Raw genomic sequence first — 23,409 nt, 5'->3', positions numbered from 1 at the left:
GGTCAGTCCCTCTTATTCCGGTCGGCCCGCTTGGCGCGGCGCGATGCCGGGACCGTGCGGCCCACGATCACGGTACGTCGGTCCTGCTTGGCGGGCACGTCCTTGCCCCGGCCGCCGATGGCCCGGCGCACTCCGTACCCGAAGGCGGCCACCTTGACCAGCGGGCCGCCGAAGGTGGAGGCCACGGTGGAGGAGAGCGCCGACGCGTTCGACGTGACCTCCTGGACGTCGGAGGCGATCGCGTCGACCCGGTCGATCTGGGTCTGCGCGGAGCGCACCGCGGCGGAGGCGTCGGCGAGCAGGGGCACGGCCTGCTCGGTCACGTCCGCGACCAGCTTGGTGGTCGCCTTGAGCGTCTGGGCCAGCCTCACGAGTGCCACCGCGAGGAAGGAGACCAGGATCGCCCAGAAGACAGCCACCAGGATCCCGGCCACCTCTCCACCGGACACCTGCCACCACTTCCTGAATCGGCACTGCCTGAAGCGGCACTGCCTGATTCGCCATCGCTGAACCGCTGAACATCGAAAAGTCGTCCCCGAGCCTATCGCGCCCGGCCCCGCGCTCCGTACCCAGTTCCGCCTTCGCGCGGCCCCCTCTTCAGCTCGACCGATTGTACGGACCGCGTACGGATGAGTACGCTCCGTTCTCCATGCGACGCACTCCGTGCCCCGACGGCCCCGAAGACCCGTCGTCCGGTCCCCCGCGCCCCGGAAACCTCCCCCATGAACTGAACCGGTTCGTCGGTCGCGCCGCCGAGCGTTCCGCGCTCCTGCGCGATCTGGAGACGGCGCGCCTGGTGACGGTGACCGGCGTGGGCGGTGTCGGCAAGTCCCGGTTCGCCGCACACGCGGCGGCCCGTGCCCCCACGCACCTGCGGCGGGACGGGGTGTGGCGGGTGGAGCTGACGCCGGTGCGCGGCGGCGAGCTGGTCGAGCACGCGCTGGCCCAGGCGCTCGGCCTGACCGACCACACCACCCGCCCGCCCCGCCAGGTCCTGGTCGACCACCTCGCGGAGCGGCACCTGCTCCTCGTCCTGGACGGCTACGAGCACGTCGTCGACGCCTGCGCCTCGCTCGTACGGGATCTGCTGCGGGCCGCGCCGCGGCTGCGGGTGATCGCGGTGGGCCGAAGGCCGCTGACGCTGGCCGGAGAGCGGCTGTTCCCGCTGGCCCCGCTCACCGCGCAGGACGCGGCGGAGCTGTTCGCGGACCGGGCGCGGGGGCTGCTGCCGGAGTTCGGCTCGGGCGCGGACCCGGAGGTCCTGGAGCTGTGCCGTCGCCTGGACTGTCTGCCGCTCGCGGTGGAGCTGGCGGCGGGCCGGCTGCGGGCGCTGTCGCCGGCGCAGCTCCTGGAGCGGCTGGACGACCGGTTCCGGCTGCTGACCGGCGGCGGGCGGGACGCGCTGCCCCGGCACCAGACGCTGCGTACGACGATCGGCTGGAGCCACGAGCTGTGCACGGCGCCGGAGCGGCTGCTGTGGGCGCGGCTCTCGGTGTTCTCCGGCCCGTTCGACCTGGAGGCCGCGGAGTACGTGTGCGGCGGCGACGGCCTGCGCCACGACGAGATCCTCGACGTGCTCGACGCGCTGCTCGCCCAGTCCGTGGTGCTGCGCGAGGAGGGGCCCGGAGGGGTCCGCTACCGGCTGCTCGACACGGTCCGCGCGTACGGCGCCGAGTGGCTGGACTCGCTCGGCGACACCGGGCGGATGCGGCGCCGGCACCGGGACTGGTACCTGGGGCTCGCGACCTGGTGCGAGCTGGACTGGTTCTCACCGCGGCAGAGCGAGGTCGCGGCGCGGATCGACGCGGAGCTGCCGAATCTGCGGGCGGCCCTGGAGTTCTGTCTCTCGGAGCCGGGCGAGGGCCATCTGGGCCGGTACCTGGCGGGCACGCTGTGGTTCTACTGGGCGGGCTGCGGGCGGCTCGCGGAGGGCCGGCACTGGCTGGACCGCAGCGTCGGCCCGGACGGCGATCCCGGCGAGGACGAGGCGGACCCGGACGAGTACCGGGACGCCCGGCTCAAGGCGCTGTGGGTGCTCGGGTACGTGGCCGTGCTGCAGGGTGACGTGGTGGCGGCGCTGGCCGCGCTGGAGGAGTGCCGCGAGGAGGCCGAGTGCGCGGGCAACGCGACGGCGCTCGCGTACGCGGTGCACCGGACGGGCTGCCTGGCCCTGGTCACCGACGACCTGCCGCGCGCGGAGCGGCTGCTGCGGGCGGCGCTGCACCGGTACCGCGAGATCGGCGAGCTGAACAGCAATGTGCTGATGGGGCAGGTCGAGCTGGCGATGGCGGTGGCGTTCCAGGGGGATCTGCCGCAGGCCGTGGAGCTGTGCGAGGACGTGCGGGACATCTGCGCGGACCACGGGGAGCGCTGGACGCTGGCGTACGCGCTGTACGTCCTGGCGTTCGCGGCGTGGAACGCGGGTGATCTGCCGAAGGCGCGGGAGCTGCTGGTGGAGAGCCTGGTCATCGACCACGAGTTCCACGATCTGCTGGGCCTCGTGCTCACCGTGGAGTTGCTCGCCCTGGTGACGGTGGCGGAGGGCGACGCGGCCGAGGGCGCGGTGCTCCAGGGGGCGGCGGGGCGCATCTGGCCGTCGGTGGGGCTGCCGCTGTTCGGCTCCGCGCAGTTCAACGGGCCGCACGAGTGGTGCGCGGCGCGGGCGCGGGCGTCGCTGGGTGACGCGCGCTTCGACGAGCTGGCGCGCGCGGGCGAGCGGCTCGGCGCGGACGAGGTGGTGGCGCGGGTGCTGGCACGGGGCGAGCGGCAGTGGACGACGGTGCCGGCGCCGCGGCCCGCCCGCAGCACGGAGAACGGCCCGGGAACGCGCGAACCCGCCGCCTCCCCCACCGCGAACGGCGGGGAGACGACGGGCTGAAACGCAGGTGGTACTACGTCCGCTCTCCGGTGAAGGAGACTCCGGTGAGGGAGATCAGCGGGCGTAGTACTCGACGACGAGCTGCTCGTCGCAGATCACGGGGATCTCCTTGCGGTTCGGGTCACGGTCCAGGCGGAAGGCCAGGGCCTTCAGGTTGACCTGGAGGTAACGCGGGGTCTCACCCTCGGGGGCGAAGCCACCCTCACGCGCGACCTGGAACAGCGGCTTGTTGCGGCTGCGCTCGCGGACCATCACGACGTCGTCGGGACGGACACGGAACGACGGCTTGTCGACCTTGCCACCGTTGACCTCGATGTGGCCGTGGACGACCATCTGACGGGCCTGGTAGATCGTGCGGGCGATGCCCGAACGGAGAACCAGGGCGTCCAGACGACGCTCGAGCTCGACGACGAGCGCCTCACCCGTCTTGCCCTCGACCTTCTTGGCGCGGTCGTAGGCGCGGGCGAGCTGCTTCTCGCTGATGTCGTACTGAGCGCGCAGGCGCTGCTTCTCCATCAGACGGACCTTGTAGTCCGAGTTCTGCTTGCGGCCGCGGCCGTGCTCGCCCGGCGGGTAGGGGCGGGCCTCGAAGTACTTGACGGCCTTCGGGGTCAGCGCGATGCCGAGGGCACGCGACTTCTTGACCTTGGGGCGGGACTGGTTCGCCATGAACCAAACACCTCGTGTTTCTGATGCGAATACGGCTTCACCAGGGTTTTGGGAGGTCGCATCCGCAGCCCGGGAAACCCACGGTGTCCCTGAGGACCAGTGGGCAGCCGCTCCCGGAGCTGGGCACGTACGTGCAGCACGCGAGTGGCCCACCGACCTGTTCCCGAGATCCGGGGAGGTGGTGGGCTGCCCGCGACACCTTCGAAGGTGCGCGACGCTCCTGGATCCCCTGTGCCTCGCGGTTCGGGGGATCCGGCTGGATGTTCCGCTCTGGTGACGCCCCGTCTCCCTTTCGGGACACCGGGCACGGAACACAGCACTGCGCGGAAGTCTACCGGATCTCTCCGGGGCGGGACGCCACGGCCCCGGCGCCCGGGCTCCGGGGCCTACGTCCTGGGCCCTTCAGCCCTTGGCGTCCCCGCGCAGCCGCTCTCTGACCCGCTCCACGACGTCCGCGTACCGCGCCTCCGCTCCGTAGCGGGTCGGCTCGTAGTAGCGGCGGCCCGCGATCGCGTCCGGCGCGTACTGCTGCGCCGCGATGCCGCCGGGGACGTCGTGCGGGTAGACGTAGCCCTGCGCGTGGCCGAGCTTGGCGGCGCCCTTGTAGTGCCCGTCGCGCAGATGCGCCGGGACGGGTCCTGCCAGGCCCTTGCGGACGTCCTCCATGGCGGCGCCGATCGCGGTCGTCGCCGCGTTGGACTTCGGGGCCAGCGCGAGGGCGATCGTGGCGTGGCTCAGGGTGAGGGCGGCCTCGGGGAAGCCGATCATGGCGACGGCCTGGGCGGCAGCGACCGCGGTGGGCAGGGCCGTCGGGTCGGCGAGGCCGATGTCCTCGCTGGCGGAGATCATCAGGCGTCTGGCGATGAAGCGGGGGTCCTCGCCGGCCTCGATCATGCGGGCCAGGTAGTGCAGGGCCGCGTCCACGTCCGAGCCGCGGATGGACTTGATGAGGGCGCTGGCGACGTCGTAGTGCTGGTCTCCGTCGCGGTCGTACTTCACCGCCGCCCGGTTGACCGTCTCCTCGACGCTCTCCAGGGTGATGGTGTCCTCGCCCTTGGCGAGGGCGGCGCCCGCCGCGGCCTCCAGGGCGGTGAGCGCGCGCCGGGCGTCGCCGCCCGCCACCCGGAGCAGGTGCTCCTCGGCGTCGTCGGCCAGGGTGACCGCGCAGTCGAGCCCGCGCTCCTCGGTCAGTGCCCGCTTGAGCAGCCCGCGGAGGTCGTCGTCGGTGAGCGGCTCCAGGGTGAGCAGGAGCGAGCGGGACAGGAGCGGGGAGATCACCGAGAAGTACGGGTTCTCGGTCGTGGCCGCGATCAGGGTCACCCAGCGGTTCTCCACCGCGGGGAGCAGGGAGTCCTGCTGGGCCTTGCTGAAGCGGTGGATCTCGTCGAGGAAGAGGACGGTCTCCTTGCCGTGGCCGCCCATGGCGCGGCGGGCGCCCTCGATGACGGCCCGGACCTCCTTGACGCCTGCGGTGATCGCGGACAGCTCCACGAACCGCTTGTTCGTCGCCTTGGAGACCACGTAGGCCAGCGTCGTCTTGCCGATGCCGGGCGGGCCCCAGAGGATCACGGACGAGGCGCCCGCGGGGCCGCCGCCGCCCTCGCCGACCAGGCGGCGCAGCGGCGATCCCTGCTTCAACAGGTGCTGCTGGCCGACGACTTCGTCGAGGGTGCGCGGGCGCATCCGGACCGCCAGCGGACTCGCGGACGGGTCCTTCTCCTGGCGGTCTTCGGCTGCGGCGGTGAACAGGTCGGGCTCCACGACGAAAACCCTACGTCAGCCCACTGACAACGCCGCCGGCCCCGGTCGCGGCGGACGGCGGCGGGGCCTCAGGCCCAGAGCTTGTCGCCCCAGCGCGTGAAGATGAGCACGGCGACGATGCCGATGTGCACGACCGGCAGGGCCCAGGTGAAGTCCTCGAAGAACGTCTTGAGCCAGCCGGGCGCGGGCAGGAAGCCGTTGCGCACGTTCGACGACGTGACGTACCAGAACATGAGGATGGTGGCGACCCAGGCCAGGCAGCACCACAGGCACAGGGCGTTGATCCGGTACAGGGACTCGAACTGCAGCCAGCTGACGAAGCCGACGCCGAACAGGCAGCCCGCGTTGAACGTCAGCCAGTACCAGCGCGGGAACGAGGCGCGGGCCAGCAGGCTCATGCCGACGCAGATCACGATCGCGTAGGCGGCGAGGCCGAGCATCGGGTTCGGGAAGCCGAAGACCGAGGCCTGGTCGCTCTTCATGATGCTGCCGCAGGAGATGACCGGGTTGATCGAGCAGCCCGGCGTGAAGTTCGGGTCCTCGAGCAGCTTGAACTTGTCGAGGGTGATGATCCACGCGGCGAGCAGTCCCGCCGCTCCGGTGATCACCAGGAGCAGTCCGAATCCCCGGCTGCCGCCGACGGTCCTGGACCGGCCTCCGTCCACGGTGTCGTCGGAGAGGCTGTCTCGTGCGGGTGTCGTCTGGCTCATCACGCCGATCCGTCGGTCAGAGGGCTTGCGGGCAGGGTCATTGTGCCGTACGCGCCTGTGAGTTCACCGTTCGATACACATAAGCGGCACCCCCGGAGGCAGGCGTCGCGTGCGACGTCCGCCTCCGGGGCGCGGGCTCAGGCCAGACGGGCGCGGAGCACGTCCACGATCTGGTCGACGGCGACCGCCTCCTGCTCGCCGGACTCCATGTCCTTGAGCTGCACGACGCCCTCGGCGAGATCACGCTCGCCGGCGACGACGGCGAACCGCGCGCCCGACCGGTTCGCGTTCTTCATCGCGCCCTTGAGGCCCTTGCCCCCGAAGGAGAAGTCGGCCGAGATCCCGGCCCGCCGCAGCTCCGTCACCTTGGAGAAGAGCACGCGCCGCGCCTCGTCGCCGAGCGGCACCGCGAAGACGCTGGTGGTCGACGGGAGCTTCAGCTCCACGCCCTCCGCCTCCAGGGCGAGCACCGTGCGGTCGACGCCGAGGGCCCAGCCGACGGACGGCAGCGAGGGGCCGCCGATCATCTCGGAGAGCCCGTCGTAGCGGCCGCCGCCGCCCACCGCGGACTGCGAGCCGAGACCGTCGTGGACGAACTCGAAGGTCGTACGGGTGTAGTAGTCGAGCCCGCGGACCAGCTTGGCGTCGTCCTCGAAGGGGACGCCCTCGGCGACGAGCAGCTCGCGCACCTGCTCGTGGTACGCCTTGCAGGCGTCGCACAGGTAGTCGCGCAGCAGCGGGGCGTCCGTGAGCTGCTTCTGGACGTCGGGCCGCTTGTCGTCGAGGACGCGCAGCGGGTTGATCTCGGCGCGGCGCAGGGTGTCCTCGTCGAGGTCGAGGCCGCGCAGGAACGTCTGCAGCGCCTCCCGGTACACGGGGCGGCACTCCTTGTCGCCCAGCGAGTTCAGCAGGATGCGGAAGTTCCTGAGGCCCAGGGAGCGGTACGCCTGGTCGGCCAGGATGATCAGCTCGGCGTCGAGCGCCGGGTCCTCGGCACCGATCGCCTCGGCGCCGACCTGCGAGAAGTGGCGGTAGCGGCCCTTCTGGGGGCGCTCGTAGCGGTAGTACGAGCCCGAGTACCAGAGCTTGACCGGGAGGTTGCCCGCCTTGTGGAGGTTGGCCTCCAGGGCGGCGCGCAGCACGGAGGCGGTGCCCTCGGGGCGCAGGGCGAGCCTGTCGCCGCCCTTGGTCTCGAAGGCGTACATCTCCTTGGTGACGATGTCGGTGGACTCGCCGACACCGCGCGCGAACAGCTCGACGTTCTCGAAGCCGGGCGTCTCGATGTAGCCGTAGCCGGAGTTGCGCAGCGGCGTGGAGATCGCCTCGCGCACCGCCAGGTAGGTGGCGGAGTCCGGGGGAAGCAGGTCGTACGTGCCCTTGGGGGCCTGGAAGGTGCTCACGGGAGTCTTCTCGTCACATTCCTCGTCGGGGAGCCTGGGTGGAGGATCCCTGGCCGGCGGCCACCTGCCGCAGATACGGGTTGGTGGCGCGCTCCTGGCCGATGGTGGTCTGGGAGCCGTGCCCGGAGAGGACCACGGTCGAGTCGTCGAGCGGCAGGCACACACGGGCCAGCGATTCGAGCATGTCGTCCATGGAGCCACCGGGAAGGTCGGTGCGTCCGATGGAGCCGGCGAAGAGCAGATCGCCCGAGAAGAAGACGGACGGGATGTCCGCGGTCTCGGGCATCTGGAAGGCCACCGACCCCTTGGTATGGCCGGGCGCGTGCGCGACGGAGAAGTCGAGTCCGGCCAGCTTCAGCCGGGTGCCGTCGGTCAGCTCCCGCACGTCGTCGGGCTCCCCCACGGTCAGCTCGCCCATCAGCTGGGTGCCGATGGAGCGGCCGATGCCCTTCTCCGGGTCGCTCATCATGTAGCGGTCCGAGGGGTGGATCCACGCGGGCACGTCGTGCGCTCCGCACACGGGGACGACCGAGGCGACATGGTCGATGTGTCCGTGCGTGAGGATGACGGCGACCGGCTTGAGCCGGTGCTTCTTCAGCGCTTCCTCGACACCCTCGGTGGCCTGGTGGCCGGGGTCGATGATCACGCACTCCTCACCCGCGGCGGGGGCAACCAGGTAACAGTTGGTGCCCCAGGCCCCGGCGGGGAACCCGGCAATCAGCACGATCGTCCTTCGTATGTCGTCGTCACAGCCGTCACGGTCGTCGCGGCGGCGGAATGCGGCAGATCAGAGCCTACCGGCGCTGCCGTTTCCACAGCGAACCCATATACGGTACGGGGCACTAGCCGACGGCCCGAAACCAAGGTCACGAGACGTACGAGGAGAACACCCGGTGGTCAGCAAGGATCAGCGGCAGCGTCAGCTCGCCCGGGAGAAGTTCCTGCGCCAGCAGCAGCGGCGCGAGGCCGCCCGCCGCAAGGCCCGCACCCGCAACATCGTGATCGCCTCCGTGCTCGCGGTCGCCGTCCTCGGCTCGGGCGCCGCGTACGCCGCCGGGGCGTTCAAGAGCGACGACAAGAAGGACTCGGCCGCCGCCGACCCGAGCGCGAGCCCGTCGGCGTCGAAGGCCCCGGACCCGTGCGAGAAGCCGGCCGCGGGCAAGGTGAAGAAGGAGACCTGGAAGAAGGAGCCTGCGCTCACCGTCGACCAGGCCGCGGACTACTCGATGAAGCTGGCGACCACCTGCGGCGACATCGACATCGCGCTGAAGACGAAGGCCGCCCCGCACACGGTGAACTCGTTCAAGTTCCTGGCGGACAAGGGCTTCCTCGACCACACCAAGTGCCACCGTCTGACCACCGAGGGCATCTACGTCCTGCAGTGCGGCGACCCGACGGGCACCGGCCAGGGCGGCCCCGGGTACACGATCCCGGACGAGAACCTGAAGGACGCCTCGCTCAAGAAGGCGGAGAAGATGCAGGGTACGCAGCTGTACACGTACCCGGCGGGCACGGTCGCGATGGCGAACACGGGCCAGAAGCACTCCGGCGGCAGCCAGTTCTTCCTCGTCTACAAGGACAGCAAGCTTCCGGCCACCTACACCCCGTTCGGCACGATCTCCGACTCCGGCCTCAAGGTCCTGGACAAGATCGCGAAGGCCGGCGCGCAGCCCCAGGACCCGCAGACGGGCAACACGGCGCCGAACGCGACGGTGGTGATCGACAAGGGGACGGTCACCAAGTCCTGACCTGCCGACCGACAAATTTCGGTCGCGCGGGATGCGGACAGCCGCCCCGCCGGTCGCCTATGTTGGCCGTGACGAAACTGTGGACGATGCCCGGGGGCCGATGAGCCCCCGCAGGCATCATGTGGAGGAGGCGCTGTGAGCAGCGACCCGTGGGGCCGCGTCGACGAGACGGGGACCGTGTACGTGCGTTCGGCCGACGGCAGTGAGCGAGTGGTCGGTTCGTGGCAGGCAGGATCCCCTGACGAGGCCCTGGCCTACTTCAAGCGCAAGTACGACGGTCTCGTCGTCGAGATCGGGCTCCTCGAGCGCCGGGTGCAGACGACGGACCTGTCGGCCAAGGACGCGATGACGGCGATCGAGCACCTGCGGGCCCAGGTCACGGAGGCGCACGCCATCGGTGACCTGGACGCGCTCGCCAAGCGGCTCGACAAGCTGGTGGAGAGCGTCGAGTCGCAGCGCGAGAAGCGCAAGGCGCAGAAGGCCAAGCAGTCCGACGAGGCCCGGCACGCCAAGGAGGCGCTGGTCACCGAGGCGGAGGAGCTGGCGCAGTCCGAGCAGTGGCGGGCCGCCGGTGAGCGGCTGCGGGCCCTGGTGGACACGTGGAAGGGGCTGCCGCGGCTCGACCGCAAGACGGACGACGAGCTGTGGCACCGCTTCTCGCACGCGCGCTCGGCGTTCTCGAAGCGCCGCAAGGCGCACTTCGCGTCGCTCGACGCGCAGCGCGAGGAGGCCCGCAAGGCCAAGGAGCAGCTGGTCGCCGAGGCCGAGGCGCTGTCGAACTCGACGGACTGGGGTGCCACGGCGGCCCGTTACCGCGAGCTGATGGCGGACTGGAAGGCGGCCGGGCGGGCGCAGCGCGAGCACGAGGACGATCTGTGGAACCGCTTCCGCGGGGCGCAGGACGTGTTCTTCGCGGCGCGCAGCTCCGTGTTCGCCGAGCGGGACGCCGAGCAGGGCGAGAACCTGAAGCTCAAGGAGGAGCTGGCCGGTGAGGCCGAGAAGCTGCTCCCGATCCAGGACCTGAAGGCGGCCCGCGCCGGCTTCCGCTCGATCAACGAGCGCTGGGAGGCCATCGGCCACGTGCCGCGCGACGCCCGGCCGAAGGTCGAGGGCCGGATGCAGGCCGTGGAGCGTGCGATCCAGGAGGCCGAGGAGGCCGAGTGGCGTCGTACGAACCCGGAGGCGCGGGCGCGTGCCGCGGGCCTCACGGGCCAGCTGCAGGCGGCGGTCGACAAGCTCAAGGGGCAGGTCGAGCAGGCGCGTTCGCAGGGCAACAACGCGAAGGCGGACAAGCTGCAGCGCGAGCTCGACGGACGCCAGGCGCTGCTCGACTCCGCGCTGAAGGGTCTCGAGGAGTTCGGCGGCTGACGCTCCGCTGAGCGGGACATGAAGCGGGCCCGGGCTTTCACAGCCCGGGCCCGCTTTTTCACGCCCTCATGTCTTCCCTGCCCGCCGCCGCGCGCCTGCGCCCCGGCGGGGCTTCTCGCGCAGTTCCCCGCGCCCCTTACGGGGCAGATCTGCCCGGCGCCTGCAAGGGCATTACGGGCGGCGGGCCGAGGTCACTCGGTAGACGTCGTAGACGCCCTCTACGCCTCGTACCGCCTTCAGGACGTGGCCCAAGTGCTTCGGGTCGCCCATCTCGAAGGTGAAGCGGGACGTGGCGACGCGGTCGCGGGAGGTCTGGACGGCCGCCGAGAGGATGTTGACGTGCTGGTCCGAGAGGACACGGGTGACGTCCGACAGGAGGCGGGAGCGGTCCAGGGCCTCCACCTGGATGGCGACCAGGAAGACCGAGGACTGGGTGGGCGCCCACTCGACCTCGAGGATCCGCTCGGGCTCACGGGAGAGCGAGTCCACGTTGACGCAGTCGCTGCGGTGGACGGAGACCCCGCTGCCGCGCGTGACGAAGCCGATGATGGGGTCGCCGGGCACCGGGGTGCAGCAGCGGGCCAGCTTCACCCAGACGTCGTCGACGCCCTTGACCACGACACCCGGGTCCGCGTTCGACCGCCGCTTGGAGCGGCCCCGCGACGGCGGTGCGGTCTCGGCGATGTCCTCGTTGGCGGCCTCCTCGCCGCCCAGCGCCTGGACGAGCTTCTGGACGACGCTCTGCGCGGTGACGTGGCCCTCGCCGATCGCCGCGTACAGGGAGGAGATGTCGGGGTAGCGCATCTCGTGCGCGAGGGTGACCAGGGAGTCGCCGGTGAGGATGCGCTGGATCGGCAGGTTCTGCTTGCGCATGGCCCGCGCGATGGCGTCCTTGCCCTGCTCGATGGCCTCCTCGCGGCGCTCCTTGGAGAACCAGGCCCGGATCTTGTTGCGCGCACGCGGCGACTTGACGAAGCCGAGCCAGTCGCGGGACGGGCCGGCGCCGGACGCCTTCGAGGTGAAGACCTCGACCAGGTCACCGTTGTCCAGGGTCGATTCGAGCGGCACGAGCCGCCCGTTGACCCGCGCTCCTATGGTCCGGTGGCCGACCTCCGTGTGGACCGCGTACGCGAAGTCCACCGGGGTGGCCCCGGCCGGCAACGCTATGACGTCGCCCTTGGGGGTGAAGACGAACACCTCGTTGCGCGAGAGGTCGAAGCGCAGGGACTCCAGGAACTCCCCCGGGTCCTCCGTCTCCTTCTGCCAGTCGAGCAACTGGCGCAGCCACGCCATGTCGTTGAGGTGGTCGTCCTTGCCGGTCGACCGGGGCTGGTCGCTGCGCACCTTGGAGGCGCCCGCGACGGCCTCCTGCTTGTACTTCCAGTGCGCGGCGATGCCGTACTCGGCGCGGCGGTGCATGTCGAACGTGCGGATCTGGAGCTCGACGGGCTTGCCGTTGGGCCCGATGACCGTCGTGTGCAGCGACTGGTACATGTTGAACTTGGGCATCGCGATGTAGTCCTTGAACCGCCCCGGAACCGGGTTCCAGCGGGCGTGGACGGTGCCCAGTGCCGCGTAGCAGTCGCGGACCGTGTCGACGAGGACGCGGATGCCCACCAGGTCGTAGATCTCGGCGAAGTCGCGGCCTCGCACGATCATCTTCTGGTAGACGCTGTAGTAGTGCTTCGGGCGCCCGGTGACGGTGGCCTTGATGCGGGCCGCGCGCAGGTCGGACTGCACCTCGTCGGTCACTATGGCCAGGTACTCGTCGCGCTTGGGCGCGCGCTCGGCCACGAGCCGCACGATCTCGTCGTACATCTTGGGGTAGAGGATCGCGAAGGCGAGGTCCTCCAGCTCCCACTTGATGGTGTTCATGCCCAGGCGGTGCGCCAGCGGAGCGTAGATCTCCAGTGTCTCGCGGGCCTTCTTCTCCTGCTTCTCGCGCTTGAGGTACCGCATCGTGCGCATGTTGTGCAGGCGGTCGGCGAGCTTGATGACGAGGACGCGGGGGTCCTTCGCCATGGCGACGACCATCTTGCGGACTGTCTCCGCCTGCGCGGCCTCGCCGAACTTGACCTTGTCGAGCTTGGTGACACCGTCGACGAGGAGGGCGACCTGGTCGCCAAAGTCGCGCTTGAGGGTGTCGAGGCCGTACTCGGTGTCCTCGACGGTGTCGTGGAGGAGCCCGGCCATGAGCGTCGCCGGGTCCATGCCCAGCTCGGCCAGGATCGTCGTGACGGCGAGCGGGTGCGTGATGTACGGGTCGCCGCTCTTGCGCTTCTGCCCGCGGTGCCAGCGCTCGGCGACCTGGTAGGCACGCTCGATCTGGCGCAGGGTGGCCGTCTCGATCTTCGGGTCGTTGCTCCGCACGATCCGCAGCAGCGGCTCGAGGACCGGGTTGTACGGGTTGGAGCGCTGGACGCCGAGACGGGCGAGGCGGGCGCGGACCCGGTTGGAGGAGCCTGAGCGCGCCGGCGGGTTCGCGGCGGGCCGGATCGCGGGTGGGTTCGCCGCGGGGCGTGGCTTGTCGGCCGGGGGCTGCGAGCGGGGCTGCTCCGCCGCGGGCTTGCCGCCGGGCGGTGCGGGCTTGGCGGTCGTCGCGGGCCGGTCGTTCTTCGCGGGCGCGCCGGAAGCGGCCGCCGGGGCTGCCTGCTGGTCGGCCTTGGCGGCGGTGAGTGGCTTGGCCTCGTCTGGCAACGGCGCTCCTCGTGCGCGACGGGTCCCCCGTACAGGTCCCGGGGAGCCCATGGTATCGATCCTGCGGCCACCGAACGTATTCGGCCGGTGGGACAGTTTCGTACCGGGAGAACGCGGCGGGCGGGCACCTGATTCCTCAGGGCCCGCCCGTGCGGCTGTGACCTGCTGTTTCAGCGCTGAGTCAGACGACGAGCAGGGCGTCGAGCGGGGCGCCCTCGAGGGCCGGCTCCAGCCGCTCGCGGCCCGGCAGGAAGCCCAGCTCCATGAGGACGGAGACTCCCGCGACCTCGGCGCCCGCGCGGCGCACCAGGTGGACGGCGGCCTCGGCGGTGCCGCCGGTGGCCAGCACGTCGTCGACGATCATGACGCGGTCCTCGGCGGTCAGGTCCTCGGCGTGCACCTCGATCTCGGCGGAGCCGTACTCGAGGTCGTAGGCCTGCGCGAGGGTGGCCCCCGGGAGCTTGCCCGCCTTGCGTACGGGGATGAAGCCGAGGCCGGCGCGGACGGCGACGGGGGCGCCGAGGATGAAGCCGCGGGCCTCGAGGCCGACGACCTTGGTGGCGCCGGCGGCGACGCAGCGCTCGGCGAGCGTGTCGGTCAGGGCCGTGAAGGCCGCCGGGTCGGCGAGCAGCGGGGTGATGTCCTTGAAGAGGACCCCGGGCTCCGGGTAGTCCTGCACATCACGGATGCGGCTGAGGAGCAGCTCCTTGATGTCGGTCATTTCTGCACCTCAGCGTGTGGGTGATGGGCGTTCTACGGGTCTGGTGCGCGTCTTCCGCGAGGCGCTCGCGCGATCGACAACCCTAGCAGTCGGTCGGTGCGGGAACGACGCGGGCGCCAGGAGCCTCGTCGGCTCCTGGCGCCCGTGTGCGCTGCGGTGGTCCGCCGGTCAGCGGCGCTTGCCCGAGGGGCGTCCGCGGCCGCGGCCTCGGGACGTCGGCTGGTTGCGCGGACCGGCGCCCGCGGGAGCCGCGTCCTCCGGCTCGTCGGCGAACTCGCCCTCGGCCTGGTGGCCGACGACGGGGCCGCTGTCGGCCTGGGCGGAGGCGGCGGCCCGCTTGGCGAGGACCCGCTTCTTGAGGGCCTTCATCTTCGGCTCGCGTTCCTTGAGGTCGGCGACCAGCGGGGTGGCGATGAAGATCGACGAGTACGCGCCGGCGGCCAGACCCACGAAGAGCGACAGCGAGATGTCGTTCAGCATGCCGGCGCCGAGGAAGCCGCCGCCGATGAACAGCAGGCCGGCGACCGGGAGCAGCGCCACGACCGTGGTGTTGATCGAGCGGACCAGCGTGCCGTTGATCGAGCGGTTGGCGATGTCGCTGTAGGTCCAGCGGGTCTGCTTCTCGATGCCCTTCGTCTGCTCCTTGAGGGAGTCGAAGACGACCACCGTGTCGTAGAGCGAGTAACCGAGGATCGTGAGCAGACCGATCACCGTGCCCGGGGTGACCTCGAAGCCCACCAGGGCGTACACACCCACGGTGATGGTGATGTCGTGGATCAGGGCGATGAGCGCGGCCAGCGCCATCCGCCATTCGAAGGCGATCGCCAGATAGATCACGACGAGGACCATGAAGATGGCCAGGCCCTGCCATGCCTTGTTGGCGATCGTCTCGCCCCAGCTGGGACCGACCAGATCCGCGTTGATCTTGTCCGCGGGGATGTTCATGTCCTTGGACAGTTCGTCCGCGATCTGGTCGGACTTCGCGGTGTCGACGCCCGCGACCTGGATGCGCAGTCCGCCGTTGCCCAGCTCCTGCACGATCGCGTCGTGACCGGAGGCCTTCTCCGCGTACTCCTCCGCCTTGGCGGCGGAGACGGTCGTCTTCGGGGTGGTGAAGACGGCGCCGCCCTCGAACTCGATGCCCATGTTCAGGCCGCGCACCACGAGGCCGACGATGGCCGTGATGGTGATCAGGATCGAGACGCCGTACCAGAGCTTGCGCTTGCCGATGAAGTCGTAGCCGACCTCACCGTTGTACAGCTTGGCGCCGAGAGTGCCGAGCTTCGACATCTCACGCCTCCTTCGGGTCGACAGGGCGGGCGGCGCGGCGCGTGCGGCGCAGCGGGGGCTGGACGCCGAGGCGCTTGGGATCGAGGCCGGACCACTTGTGTCCGCCGGAGAAGAACTTCCCGCGGGCCAGGATCGTCATGAGCGGCTTCGTGAAGAGGAAGACCACGACGACGTCGAGCAGGGTGGTCAGACCCAGCGTGAACGCGAAGCCCTGGACCTTGCCGACGGTCACGATGTAGAGCACCGCGGCGGCGAGGAAGGACACGAAGTCGGAGACGAGGATCGTGCGGCGGGCACGCGGCCAGGCGCGCTCCACGGCGGGTCGCACGGAGCGGCCCTCGCGGATCTCGTCCCGGATCCGTTCGAAGAACACGATGAACGAGTCGGCGGTGATACCGATGGCGACGATCGCACCGCAGACCGCCGGCAGGTTCAGCGCGAAGCCGATGGCCGGGCCGAGCAGCGTCATCAGCGTGTACGTGAGGATCGCGGAGGTCAGCAGCGAGGCGAGGGCGACGATCGACAGGCCGCGGTAGTAGACGACCAGGTAGATCACGACCAGGGCGAGGCCGATGGCGCCGGCGATGAGACCGGCGTGCAGCTGCTCGCCGCCGAGCGCGGCGGTCACCGAGGTGACGCTCTGCTCGTGGAAGGTGAGCGGCAGGGCGCCGTAGGACAGCACGTTGGCCAGGTCCTGGGCGGACTGCTGGTTGAAGTTGCCGGAGATCTCGGCGTTCGAGCTGAGCGTCGTGCGGACGCTGGGCGCGGAGACCACGTCGCCGTCGAGGACGATGGCGAACTGGTTCATCGGGGACTGCTGCGCCGAGAGCTTGCTGGTGATCGCGGCGAACTTCTTGGAGCCGGAGCCCGTGAACTCCATGTTGACGACCCACTGGGCCGACTGCTGGTTGATCACGGCCTGGGACTTCTTGACGTCCTTGCCGTTCACCTCGGACGGGCCGAGGATGTACTTCGACCACTGGCCCGGGGCGTCCTCGCCGCAGGCGATGATCGTGTCGGAGGGCTTGGCGCCCTCGTTGACCGTCGTGCGGGCGGCCTTGTCGGTGCAGTCCAGCTCGGTGAACTTCTTCTGCAGGGCGCTGGTGGCCTTGTCCGGCGTCGGGGACGCGGCGGGCTTGTCGCTCGCCTTGGCGGAGGGCTTGTCGCTCGCGCCGGCGCTCGGCGTCGCGTCGGCCTTCAGGCCGTCGGTGACGGCGCGGCCCTGCGAGGTGGCGGAGGGCGTCGCGGAGGCGGAGCTTCCGTCGGTCGCCTGCTGCCCGGCCTTGTCCGTGGCCTTGTCCGTCGGCTTGCCGGTCGCCTTGTCGCCGGAGGAGGCGCTCGGGGACGGGCTGGCGGAGTTCTCCGCCGCGGGAGCGCCTGCGGCCACCGTCAGGACGGGGCGGAAGTAGAGCTGCGCGGTCGTGCCGACCTGCTCGCGCGCCTGCTTCTGGTTCGTGCCCCGCGGGATGTTGACGATGATGTTGTCGTTGCCCTGCGTCTGGACCTCGGCCTCGGAGACACCCATGCCGTTGACGCGGCGGTTGATGATGTCCGCCGCGGTGTCCATGTTGGTCTTGTTGATCGCATTGGGCTTGCCCGGCTCGTTCTTGGCCTGCAGCGTGATGCTGGTGCCGCCCGCGAGGTCGATGCCGAGGCGGGGCGTGAACGTACCGGAGATGAACATCCCACCGACGAGCGCGACCATGACGATCACGATCAGACTCAGGGCGCGGCCCGGCTTGCTCTGCGCCCCCGCCCCTCGGCTCTTTTTAGGTGTGGCCACCTTCTCGTACTCCCTCTCCATCCGTCCGGCATCGGGTTGCGTGCCCCGGACTGCCCGGACGGCCACGAAATGGTCGAGAATCCGCGCGGATCACGCACGAACCAGGACCGTGGGGCACGCGGTGGCGGGCCCCACGGAGGTGGTCGTGGCTACTTCGCGTCGGACTCGCCGTCGGTCTTCTTCGGCTCGGCGTCGGCGTCGTCGGCCTTGGGGGCCTCGTCGGCCTTCTCGGCCTCGACGGGCTCGTTCTTCTTGCCGAGGTCGATGCGCGCGTCGTCGGCGGCGGTCCCGTCGGTCTCGGTGAGGGAGGACGCGTCGTCCGGCACGACGGCGTCGTCGGCGTCGGCCTCGACGCCGTGCACGATGCGGTTGTACTCGTCGTCGGAGAGCACGGCACCGATCGCGTTCTTCGCGAACATGAGGTGGACGCCGGGGCCGGCGTCGAGGAGGACCGTGTCCTCGTTGACCTCCTTGACCGTGGCGTACATGCCCCCGATCGTGCGGACGCCGGAACCGGGCTGCATCTCATTGCGCATCTGCGCGGCCTGCGACTGCTTCTTCTTGGCAGACCGGGTCATCAGGAACATGGCCCCGATGAGCACAACGAACGGGAGGAGGGCTGCGAGACTCACGGGTGGGAACTTCCTTCAGGCGACCGCGCCGGGGTGCGGCCTTGTCGGTTTCGGGGGTCGGCCGTCGTCCGGAACCAGCGAAACCAGAAGGACGACGTCGGCGGAGTCTAAGCGAGTCCGCCATCTGGGAACAACGCTCAGCATCCCACCGGGGTTCCTGGCCCGGCGAGTACCCGCGCCGTCACGCCCCGAACAGGTCCTGTTGTCCGCTTGCACCCGATCTTGCCTGCGGCGGCGTGAGCCCGAGGTGCGCCCAGGCGGCCGGGGTCGCGACGCGTCCGCGGGGGGTCCGGGCCAGCAGCCCCTCCCGGACGAGGAACGGCTCGGCGACCTCCTCGACCGTCTCGCGCTCCTCCCCCACGGCGACGGCGAGCGTGGACAGGCCGACGGGTCCGCCGCCGAACAGCTTGAGCAGCGCCTCCAGGACGGCCCGGTCGAGCCGGTCGAGGCCGCGCCCGTCCACCTCGTACACCCCGAGCGCGGCGGCGGCGATGTCCTGGGTGATGTGGCCGTCGGCCTTGACCTGCGCGTAGTCGCGGACGCGGCGCAGCAGCCGGTTGGCGATACGGGGCGTGCCGCGGGAGCGGCCGGCGATCTCGGCGGCGCCGTGCGGGTCGATGCCCACGTCCAGCAGGTTCGCCGAGCGGTGGATGACGCGCTCCAGCTCGGTGGGCTCGTAGAACTCCATGTGCGCGGTGAAGCCGAAGCGGTCGCGCAGCGGGGGCGGCAGCAGGCCCGCGCGCGTGGTGGCGCCGACCAGGGTGAACGGGGGCAGTTCGAGGGGGATGGCGGTGGCGCCGGGGCCCTTGCCGACGATGACGTCGACGCGGAAGTCCTCCATCGCCATGTAGAGCATCTCCTCGGCGGGCCGCGACATGCGGTGGATCTCGTCGAGGAAGAGGACCTCGCCCTCCTGGAGGGAGGAGAGGATCGCGGCGAGGTCGCCGGCGTGCTGGATGGCGGGACCCGAGGTGATACGGATCGGGGCGCCCATCTCCGCGGCGATGATCATGGAGAGGGTGGTCTTGCCGAGGCCGGGGGCGCCGGAGAGCAGGACGTGGTCGGCGGTGGCGCCGCGCGCGCGGGCGGCGCGCAGCACGAGGTCGAGCTGCTCCCTGACCTTCTCCTGGCCGATGAACTCGCCCAGGTCCTTGGGGCGCAGGGCCGCCTCGACGGCCTGGTCCTCGCCGTCGGCGGCCGCACCGACGAGCCGGTCGGCCTGCGGCTCGGCGGCGTCGGTCGTCTCGTCCCAGTTCATGTTCTGTGCCTCGCGTTACGGGATCGGGGGCGGGCGGCGTCTTCTCGGGGGCCTCCGGGGACCTTCGGCGAGTCCCCCGGGGCGGTGCTCAGCGCGTGCGGTTGAGCGTCTGCAGCGCGGCCTTGAGGAGCTGCCCCACCTGCGGGGTGCCCTCGGCGGCCTCGGCCTGCGGGGCGACGGCGGCGACCGCCTCGTCGGCCTCTCTGGTGGCGTAGCCGAGCCCGATGAGCGCGGCGTGCAGCTGCTCGCGCCAACCGGTGGTGACGGCGGTGCCGATCGCGGGACGCGCGGTGCCGAGGGGCTCGCCGAGCCGGTCCTTCAGCTCCAGGAGGAGCTTCTGGGCGCCCTTCTTGCCGATGCCGGGGACGGCCGTGAGGGCCTTCTCGTCTCCGGTGGAGACGGCGCGGCGCAGGTCGTCGGGGGTGTGCACGGCGAGCATGGCCTGGGCGAGGCGGGGGCCGACGCCGCTGGCGGTCTGGAGCAGCTCGAAGGTCTGCCGCTCGTCGTCGTCGGCGAAGCCGTACAGGGTGAGCGAGTCCTCGCGGACGACGAGGGAGGTGGCGAGCTTGGTCTGCTGACCGATCCGCAGGCCGGACAGTGTGTTCGGCGTGCACTGGACGGCCATGCCGATCCCGCCGACCTCGACCACCGCGGCGTCAGGGGCGAGGGCGGCGACGGGGCCGCTCACGAAGGCGATCATGCGGTTCGGCCTTTCGATGCGTGCGTTGCTTTGGCGGAGTGGAGGGCGACGGCCTGCTGGAGTCTGTTCTGCGCGGGGGCGCGCCAGATGTGGCAGATGGCGAGGGCGAGCGCGTCGGCGGCGTCGGCCGGTCTGGGCGGTGCGTCGAGCCGGAGCAGCCGGGTCACCATGGCGCCGACCTGGGCCTTGTCGGCGCGGCCGCTGCCGGTGACGGCGGCCTTGACCTCGCTGGGGGTGTGCAGGGCGACGGGGATGCCGCGGCGTGAGGCGCACAGCATGGCGACGGCGCTGGCCTGCGCGGTGCCCATCACCGTGCGCACGTTGTGCTGGCTGAACACGCGCTCGACGGCGACGAACTCGGGCCGGTGCTCGTCGAGCCACTGCTCGATGCCCTGCTCGATGGCGACGAGGCGCAGGCCGAGCTCGGCGTCCGGCGGCGTCCGTACGACGCCGACGCCGCGCATGGTCAGCGGCCGGCCCGCGACCCCCTCGACCACGCCGACCCCGCACCGGGTGAGCCCCGGGTCCACGCCCAGTACACGCACGCCACGCCCCCACTTTCGATCGCCTGTTTGCGCAGGCTATCGGGTGCCACTGACAAAGCGGCGGGCCGACGGGGTGTGTCCCGTCGGCCCGCCGCTCGTGTCCGGTCAGGCGTCGACCTTCTCCATGACCTCGTCGGAGACGTCGAAGTTCGCGAAGACGTTCTGCACGTCGTCGCTGTCCTCGAGCGCGTCGATGAGCTTGAAGATCTTGCGCGCGCCCTCCTCGTCGAGCTCGACCTGCATGGTCGGGACGAAGTTGGCGTCGGCCGAGTCGTAGTCGATGCCGGCGTCCACGAGGGCGGTGCGGACCGCGACGAGGTCGGTGGCCTCGGAGAGCACCTCGAAGGACTCGCCCAGGTCGTTGACCTCCTCGGCGCCCGCGTCGAGGACGGCGCCCAGGACGTCGTCCTCGGTCAGCTCACCCTTGGGGACGATGACGACGCCCTTGCGGTTGAACAGGTACGACACGGAACCCGGGTCGGCCATGTTGCCGCCGTTGCGGGTCATGGCGACGCGGACGTCCGAGGCGGCGCGGTTGCGGTTGTCGGTGAGGCACTCGATGAGCACCGCGACACCGTTGGGACCGTAGCCCTCGTACATGATCGTCTCGTAGTCGGCGCCGCCGGCCTCGAGGCCGCCGCCGCGCTTGACCGCGGAGTCGATGTTCTTGTTCGGGACCGACTGCTTCTTCGCCTTCTGGATGGCGTCGTACAGCGTCGGGTTGCCCTCGACGTCCGTGCCGCCCATGCGCGCCGCGACCTCGATGTTCTTGATCAGCTTCGCGAAGAGCTTGCCGCGCTTGGCGTCGATCACGGCCTTCTTGTGCTTCGTCGTAGCCCATTTAGAGTGGCCGGACATCTGCCTGTCTCCTTCGCGTAACCAACCTCAATAACGAACGCCAGAGATCCTACAAGGAACCCGGCGCGTCCTTGCCCCGGACCATGTCCACGAAAAGGCCGTGGAGCCGGTGGTCGCCGGTGAGCTCGGGGTGGAAGGACGTCGCGAGGGCGTTGCCCTGGCGTACGGCGACGATGTGTCCCTCGTGCTCGGCGAGCACCTCGGTCGAGGCGCCGACGGACTCCACCCAGGGGGCGCGGATGAAGACGCCCTCCACCGGTGCGCCCTCGACACCCTGGACGGCCACCGCTGCCTCGAAGGACTCGTTCTGCCGTCCGAAGGCGTTGCGGCGCACGATCATGTCGATGCCGCCGATCGTCTCCTGGCCCGAGCGCGGGTCGAGGATCTTGTCGGCGAGCATGATCATGCCGGCGCAGGTGCCGTAGACGGGCATTCCGGCGTGCACGCGCGCGCGGAGCGGCTCCATCAGGCCGAAGAGGTGGGCCAGCTTGGAGATGGTGGTCGACTCACCGCCGGGGATGATCAGGCCGTCGACCTCGGCCAGTTCCTCGGGGCGCCGCACCGGCCTGGCCACGGCGTCCGCCGCGGCCAGGGCGATGAGGTGCTCCCGTACGTCGCCCTGGAGCGCCAGGACGCCGATGACGGGGGTGTTCATGGGTGCTTACCAGCCTCGGTTCGCGTAGCGCTCGGTCTCGGGGAGGGTGTCGCAGTTGATGCCGACCATGGCCTCGCCCAGGTTGCGGGACGCGTCCGCGATGATCTTCGGGTCGTCGTAGAAGGTGGTGGCCTTCACGATGGCGGCGGCGCGCTTGGCCGGGTCGCCGGACTTGAAGATGCCGGAGCCGACGAAGACGCCCTCGGCGCCGAGCTGGCGCATCAGCGCGGCGTCGGCGGGGGTGGCGACGCCACCGGCGGAGAACAGCACGACGGGGAGCTTGCCGAGCTCGGCGACCTCCTTGACGAGCTCGTACGGGGCGCGCAGCTCCTTGGCGGCGGCGTACAGCTCGTTGTTGTCGAAGCCGCGCAGGCGGGCGATCTCGTTCTTGATCTGGCGCATGTGGCGGACGGCCTCGACCACGTTGCCGGTGCCGGCCTCGCCCTTGGAGCGGATCATGGCCGCGCCCTCGGCGATGCGGCGCAGGGCCTCGCCCAGGTTGGTGGCGCCACAGACGAAGGGGGTCGTGAAGGCGAACTTGTCGCTGTGGTTGACCTCGTCGGCCGGGGTGAGGACCTCGGACTCGTCGATGTAGTCCACGCCGAGCGACTGGAGGATCTGGGCCTCGACGAAGTGGCCGATGCGGGACTTGGCCATCACCGGGATCGAGACGGCCTCGATGATCTCCTCGATCATGTTCGGGTCCGACATGCGGGCCACGCCGCCGTCCTTGCGGATGTCCGCCGGGACCCGCTCGAGGGCCATGACGGCCACGGCGCCCGCGTCCTCGGCGATCTTCGCCTGCTCGGCGTTGACGACGTCCATGATCACGCCGCCCTTGAGCTGCTCGGCCATGCCGCGCTTGACGCGGGCGGTGCCGGTGGCGGGAGCCTGGTTTTCGACAGTGGACACGGGGACCTCGCTCGGTGAACTCAGTGAAGAGGGTCTGTTGCCGCACGTGCGTGCTGCTGCGCGCTTGTGCTGCACCGAGGAAACATCTGTGCCCCAGGCCACTACAAGGGCCAATAGGGAGGCGGTGGCTCCTTTTGGCCTGCGATCCAGGTGGTGGACCGTGATCATGGCCTGCGGGAGCTATGTGGTGGCCCGGTCCGCGAGGGCCGTCGGCGGCACGTCGTCCATCTCGAAGGCCATGGGGAACGGGGCGTGTCCGGCCAGCCGGAACCAGCGGACCTTGCGGTGCCGGCGCAGCGCGCGTGCGGCCCGTACGGCGTCGTTGTGGAAGCGGCGGGCCATGGGCACCCGGCGCACCGCCTGGGCGAGCTCCTCGGCGGCCTCCTCACCGCCCGGGGCGGCCCGGACCTCCTCGACCTGGTCGGCCTCCCCGAAGACCGCGCGCAGCGCCTGGCTGAGCTCGCTCTCGGCGACCTCGCGCTGCTCCTCCTCCGCCTGGCGTGCCGCGTGCGCGGCCTCGTAGAGGACGATCGAGGCGGCCGGGTCGAGCACTCCGGAGGTGGCCAGTTCCTGGGCGACGGAGGCGCGGCGCAGGAGCTGGGCGTCGAGTGCGGCGCGGGCCGCGTCGATCCGGGCGTGCAGGCGGTCGAGCCGGCCCGCGGTCCAGCTGAGGTAGAGGCCGATCGCGAAGAGGGCTACGGCGATCCAGATCAGGGTGACGGTCACGGGCGGCAAGGCTACCGTCGCGGGGCCGCCGCCCCGGCCCGCGGGTGGGGCCTGTCCGACCCTCCCCTTCGTCGCCCGAAGCAGAAGGGAATCGGCGG

The 23,409-nt window shown here is 70.8% G+C and carries 21 protein-coding genes; 3 read left to right on the top strand and 18 right to left on the bottom strand.

Annotation, left to right across the window (positions count from 1 at the left end):
- Nucleotides 1-2: 2 nt before the first annotated feature.
- Nucleotides 3-449 carry a DUF948 domain-containing protein gene (locus tag IAG42_RS29615; RefSeq protein ID WP_188340016.1) on the bottom strand — a complete coding sequence of 149 codons (447 nt, stop codon included), beginning with the start codon at nt 447-449 and terminating at the stop codon, nt 3-5.
- 200 nt (nt 450-649) lie between these two features.
- Here IAG42_RS29615 and IAG42_RS29610 point away from each other — a divergent pair, with 200 nt between their 5' ends.
- Entirely contained in the window at nt 650-2,878 is a 2,229-nt protein-coding gene (locus IAG42_RS29610) for an ATP-binding protein (RefSeq protein WP_188340015.1), read from the top strand.
- Nucleotides 2,879-2,932: 54 nt separating this feature from the next.
- On the opposite strand, the gene rpsD is transcribed toward IAG42_RS29610, so the two are convergent.
- From rpsD to IAG42_RS29585, 5 genes are all read right to left on the bottom strand, one after another.
- Nucleotides 2,933-3,547, bottom strand: a complete 615-nt coding sequence (gene rpsD / locus IAG42_RS29605) for a 30S ribosomal protein S4 (protein WP_188340014.1) — start codon at nt 3,545-3,547, stop codon at nt 2,933-2,935.
- Nucleotides 3,548-3,949: 402 nt separating this feature from the next.
- Nucleotides 3,950-5,308 carry a replication-associated recombination protein A gene (locus tag IAG42_RS29600; RefSeq protein ID WP_188340013.1) on the bottom strand — a complete coding sequence of 453 codons (1,359 nt, stop codon included), beginning with the start codon at nt 5,306-5,308 and terminating at the stop codon, nt 3,950-3,952.
- 68 nt (nt 5,309-5,376) lie between these two features.
- Nucleotides 5,377-6,018 (bottom strand): vitamin K epoxide reductase family protein, encoded by a 642-nt coding sequence (locus IAG42_RS29595; RefSeq protein ID WP_188340012.1) that lies wholly within the window; start codon nt 6,016-6,018, stop codon nt 5,377-5,379.
- 137 nt (nt 6,019-6,155) lie between these two features.
- Nucleotides 6,156-7,418, bottom strand: coding sequence for a histidine--tRNA ligase (hisS, locus tag IAG42_RS29590; RefSeq protein ID WP_188340011.1), 1,263 nt, complete (start codon nt 7,416-7,418; stop codon nt 6,156-6,158).
- Between the two features lie 13 nt (nt 7,419-7,431).
- On the bottom strand, nt 7,432-8,142 hold the full coding sequence (locus tag IAG42_RS29585; RefSeq protein WP_188340010.1) for an MBL fold metallo-hydrolase: 711 nt from the start codon (nt 8,140-8,142) through the stop codon (nt 7,432-7,434).
- Nucleotides 8,143-8,311: 169 nt separating this feature from the next.
- On the opposite strand from IAG42_RS29585, the gene IAG42_RS29580 reads away from it, so the two are divergent.
- On the top strand, nt 8,312-9,166 hold the full coding sequence (locus tag IAG42_RS29580) for a peptidylprolyl isomerase (protein ID WP_188340009.1): 855 nt from the start codon (nt 8,312-8,314) through the stop codon (nt 9,164-9,166).
- Nucleotides 9,167-9,301: 135 nt separating this feature from the next.
- Nucleotides 9,302-10,534 carry a DUF349 domain-containing protein gene (locus IAG42_RS29575; protein WP_188340008.1) on the top strand — a complete coding sequence of 411 codons (1,233 nt, stop codon included), beginning with the start codon at nt 9,302-9,304 and terminating at the stop codon, nt 10,532-10,534.
- A gap of 171 nt (nt 10,535-10,705) precedes the next feature.
- Here the strand turns inward: IAG42_RS29575 and IAG42_RS29570 are convergent, their stop codons facing one another.
- The 12 genes from IAG42_RS29570 to IAG42_RS29515 form a co-directional block, all read right to left on the bottom strand.
- Nucleotides 10,706-13,231, bottom strand: a complete 2,526-nt coding sequence (locus tag IAG42_RS29570; RefSeq protein WP_188340007.1) for a RelA/SpoT family protein — start codon at nt 13,229-13,231, stop codon at nt 10,706-10,708.
- Nucleotides 13,232-13,412: 181 nt separating this feature from the next.
- A complete protein-coding gene (locus IAG42_RS29565; RefSeq protein WP_188340006.1) occupies nt 13,413-13,952 on the bottom strand; it encodes an adenine phosphoribosyltransferase in 540 nt (179 codons plus the stop codon).
- Between the two features lie 168 nt (nt 13,953-14,120).
- The gene (gene secF / locus IAG42_RS29560; protein WP_188340005.1) at nt 14,121-15,242 is read right to left on the bottom strand and encodes a protein translocase subunit SecF; all 1,122 of its coding nucleotides are present in this window, start codon (nt 15,240-15,242) and stop codon (nt 14,121-14,123) included.
- A 1-nt stretch (nt 15,243) separates the two neighbouring features.
- Nucleotides 15,244-17,025, bottom strand: coding sequence for a protein translocase subunit SecD (secD, locus tag IAG42_RS29555; protein WP_188341668.1), 1,782 nt, complete (start codon nt 17,023-17,025; stop codon nt 15,244-15,246).
- 149 nt (nt 17,026-17,174) lie between these two features.
- Nucleotides 17,175-17,657, bottom strand: coding sequence for a preprotein translocase subunit YajC (gene yajC, locus IAG42_RS29550; protein WP_188340004.1), 483 nt, complete (start codon nt 17,655-17,657; stop codon nt 17,175-17,177).
- A gap of 181 nt (nt 17,658-17,838) precedes the next feature.
- On the bottom strand, nt 17,839-18,915 hold the full coding sequence (gene ruvB / locus IAG42_RS29545) for a Holliday junction branch migration DNA helicase RuvB (RefSeq protein ID WP_188340003.1): 1,077 nt from the start codon (nt 18,913-18,915) through the stop codon (nt 17,839-17,841).
- A gap of 88 nt (nt 18,916-19,003) precedes the next feature.
- Nucleotides 19,004-19,615, bottom strand: coding sequence for a Holliday junction branch migration protein RuvA (gene ruvA / locus IAG42_RS29540; RefSeq protein WP_188340002.1), 612 nt, complete (start codon nt 19,613-19,615; stop codon nt 19,004-19,006).
- Complete coding sequence (ruvC, locus tag IAG42_RS29535) at nt 19,612-20,160, bottom strand: crossover junction endodeoxyribonuclease RuvC (RefSeq protein WP_188340001.1); 549 nt, start codon at nt 20,158-20,160, stop codon at nt 19,612-19,614. Before ruvC ends, ruvA begins: the two co-directional genes overlap by 4 nt.
- Before the next feature lie 105 nt (nt 20,161-20,265).
- The gene (locus tag IAG42_RS29530; protein WP_188340000.1) at nt 20,266-21,018 is read right to left on the bottom strand and encodes a YebC/PmpR family DNA-binding transcriptional regulator; all 753 of its coding nucleotides are present in this window, start codon (nt 21,016-21,018) and stop codon (nt 20,266-20,268) included.
- Between the two features lie 49 nt (nt 21,019-21,067).
- Complete coding sequence (gene pdxT / locus IAG42_RS29525) at nt 21,068-21,673, bottom strand: pyridoxal 5'-phosphate synthase glutaminase subunit PdxT (protein ID WP_188339999.1); 606 nt, start codon at nt 21,671-21,673, stop codon at nt 21,068-21,070.
- A 6-nt stretch (nt 21,674-21,679) separates the two neighbouring features.
- A complete protein-coding gene (gene pdxS, locus IAG42_RS29520) occupies nt 21,680-22,585 on the bottom strand; it encodes a pyridoxal 5'-phosphate synthase lyase subunit PdxS (protein ID WP_188339998.1) in 906 nt (301 codons plus the stop codon).
- A gap of 180 nt (nt 22,586-22,765) precedes the next feature.
- Nucleotides 22,766-23,311, bottom strand: coding sequence for a LemA family protein (locus IAG42_RS29515; protein WP_188339997.1), 546 nt, complete (start codon nt 23,309-23,311; stop codon nt 22,766-22,768).
- Between the last annotated feature and the right edge of the window lie 98 nt (nt 23,312-23,409).

The organism is Streptomyces xanthii (assembly GCF_014621695.1).
Classification (GTDB): Bacteria; Actinomycetota; Actinomycetes; order Streptomycetales; family Streptomycetaceae; genus Streptomyces; species Streptomyces xanthii.
This window is presented reverse-complemented; position numbering and strand designations above follow the sequence as displayed.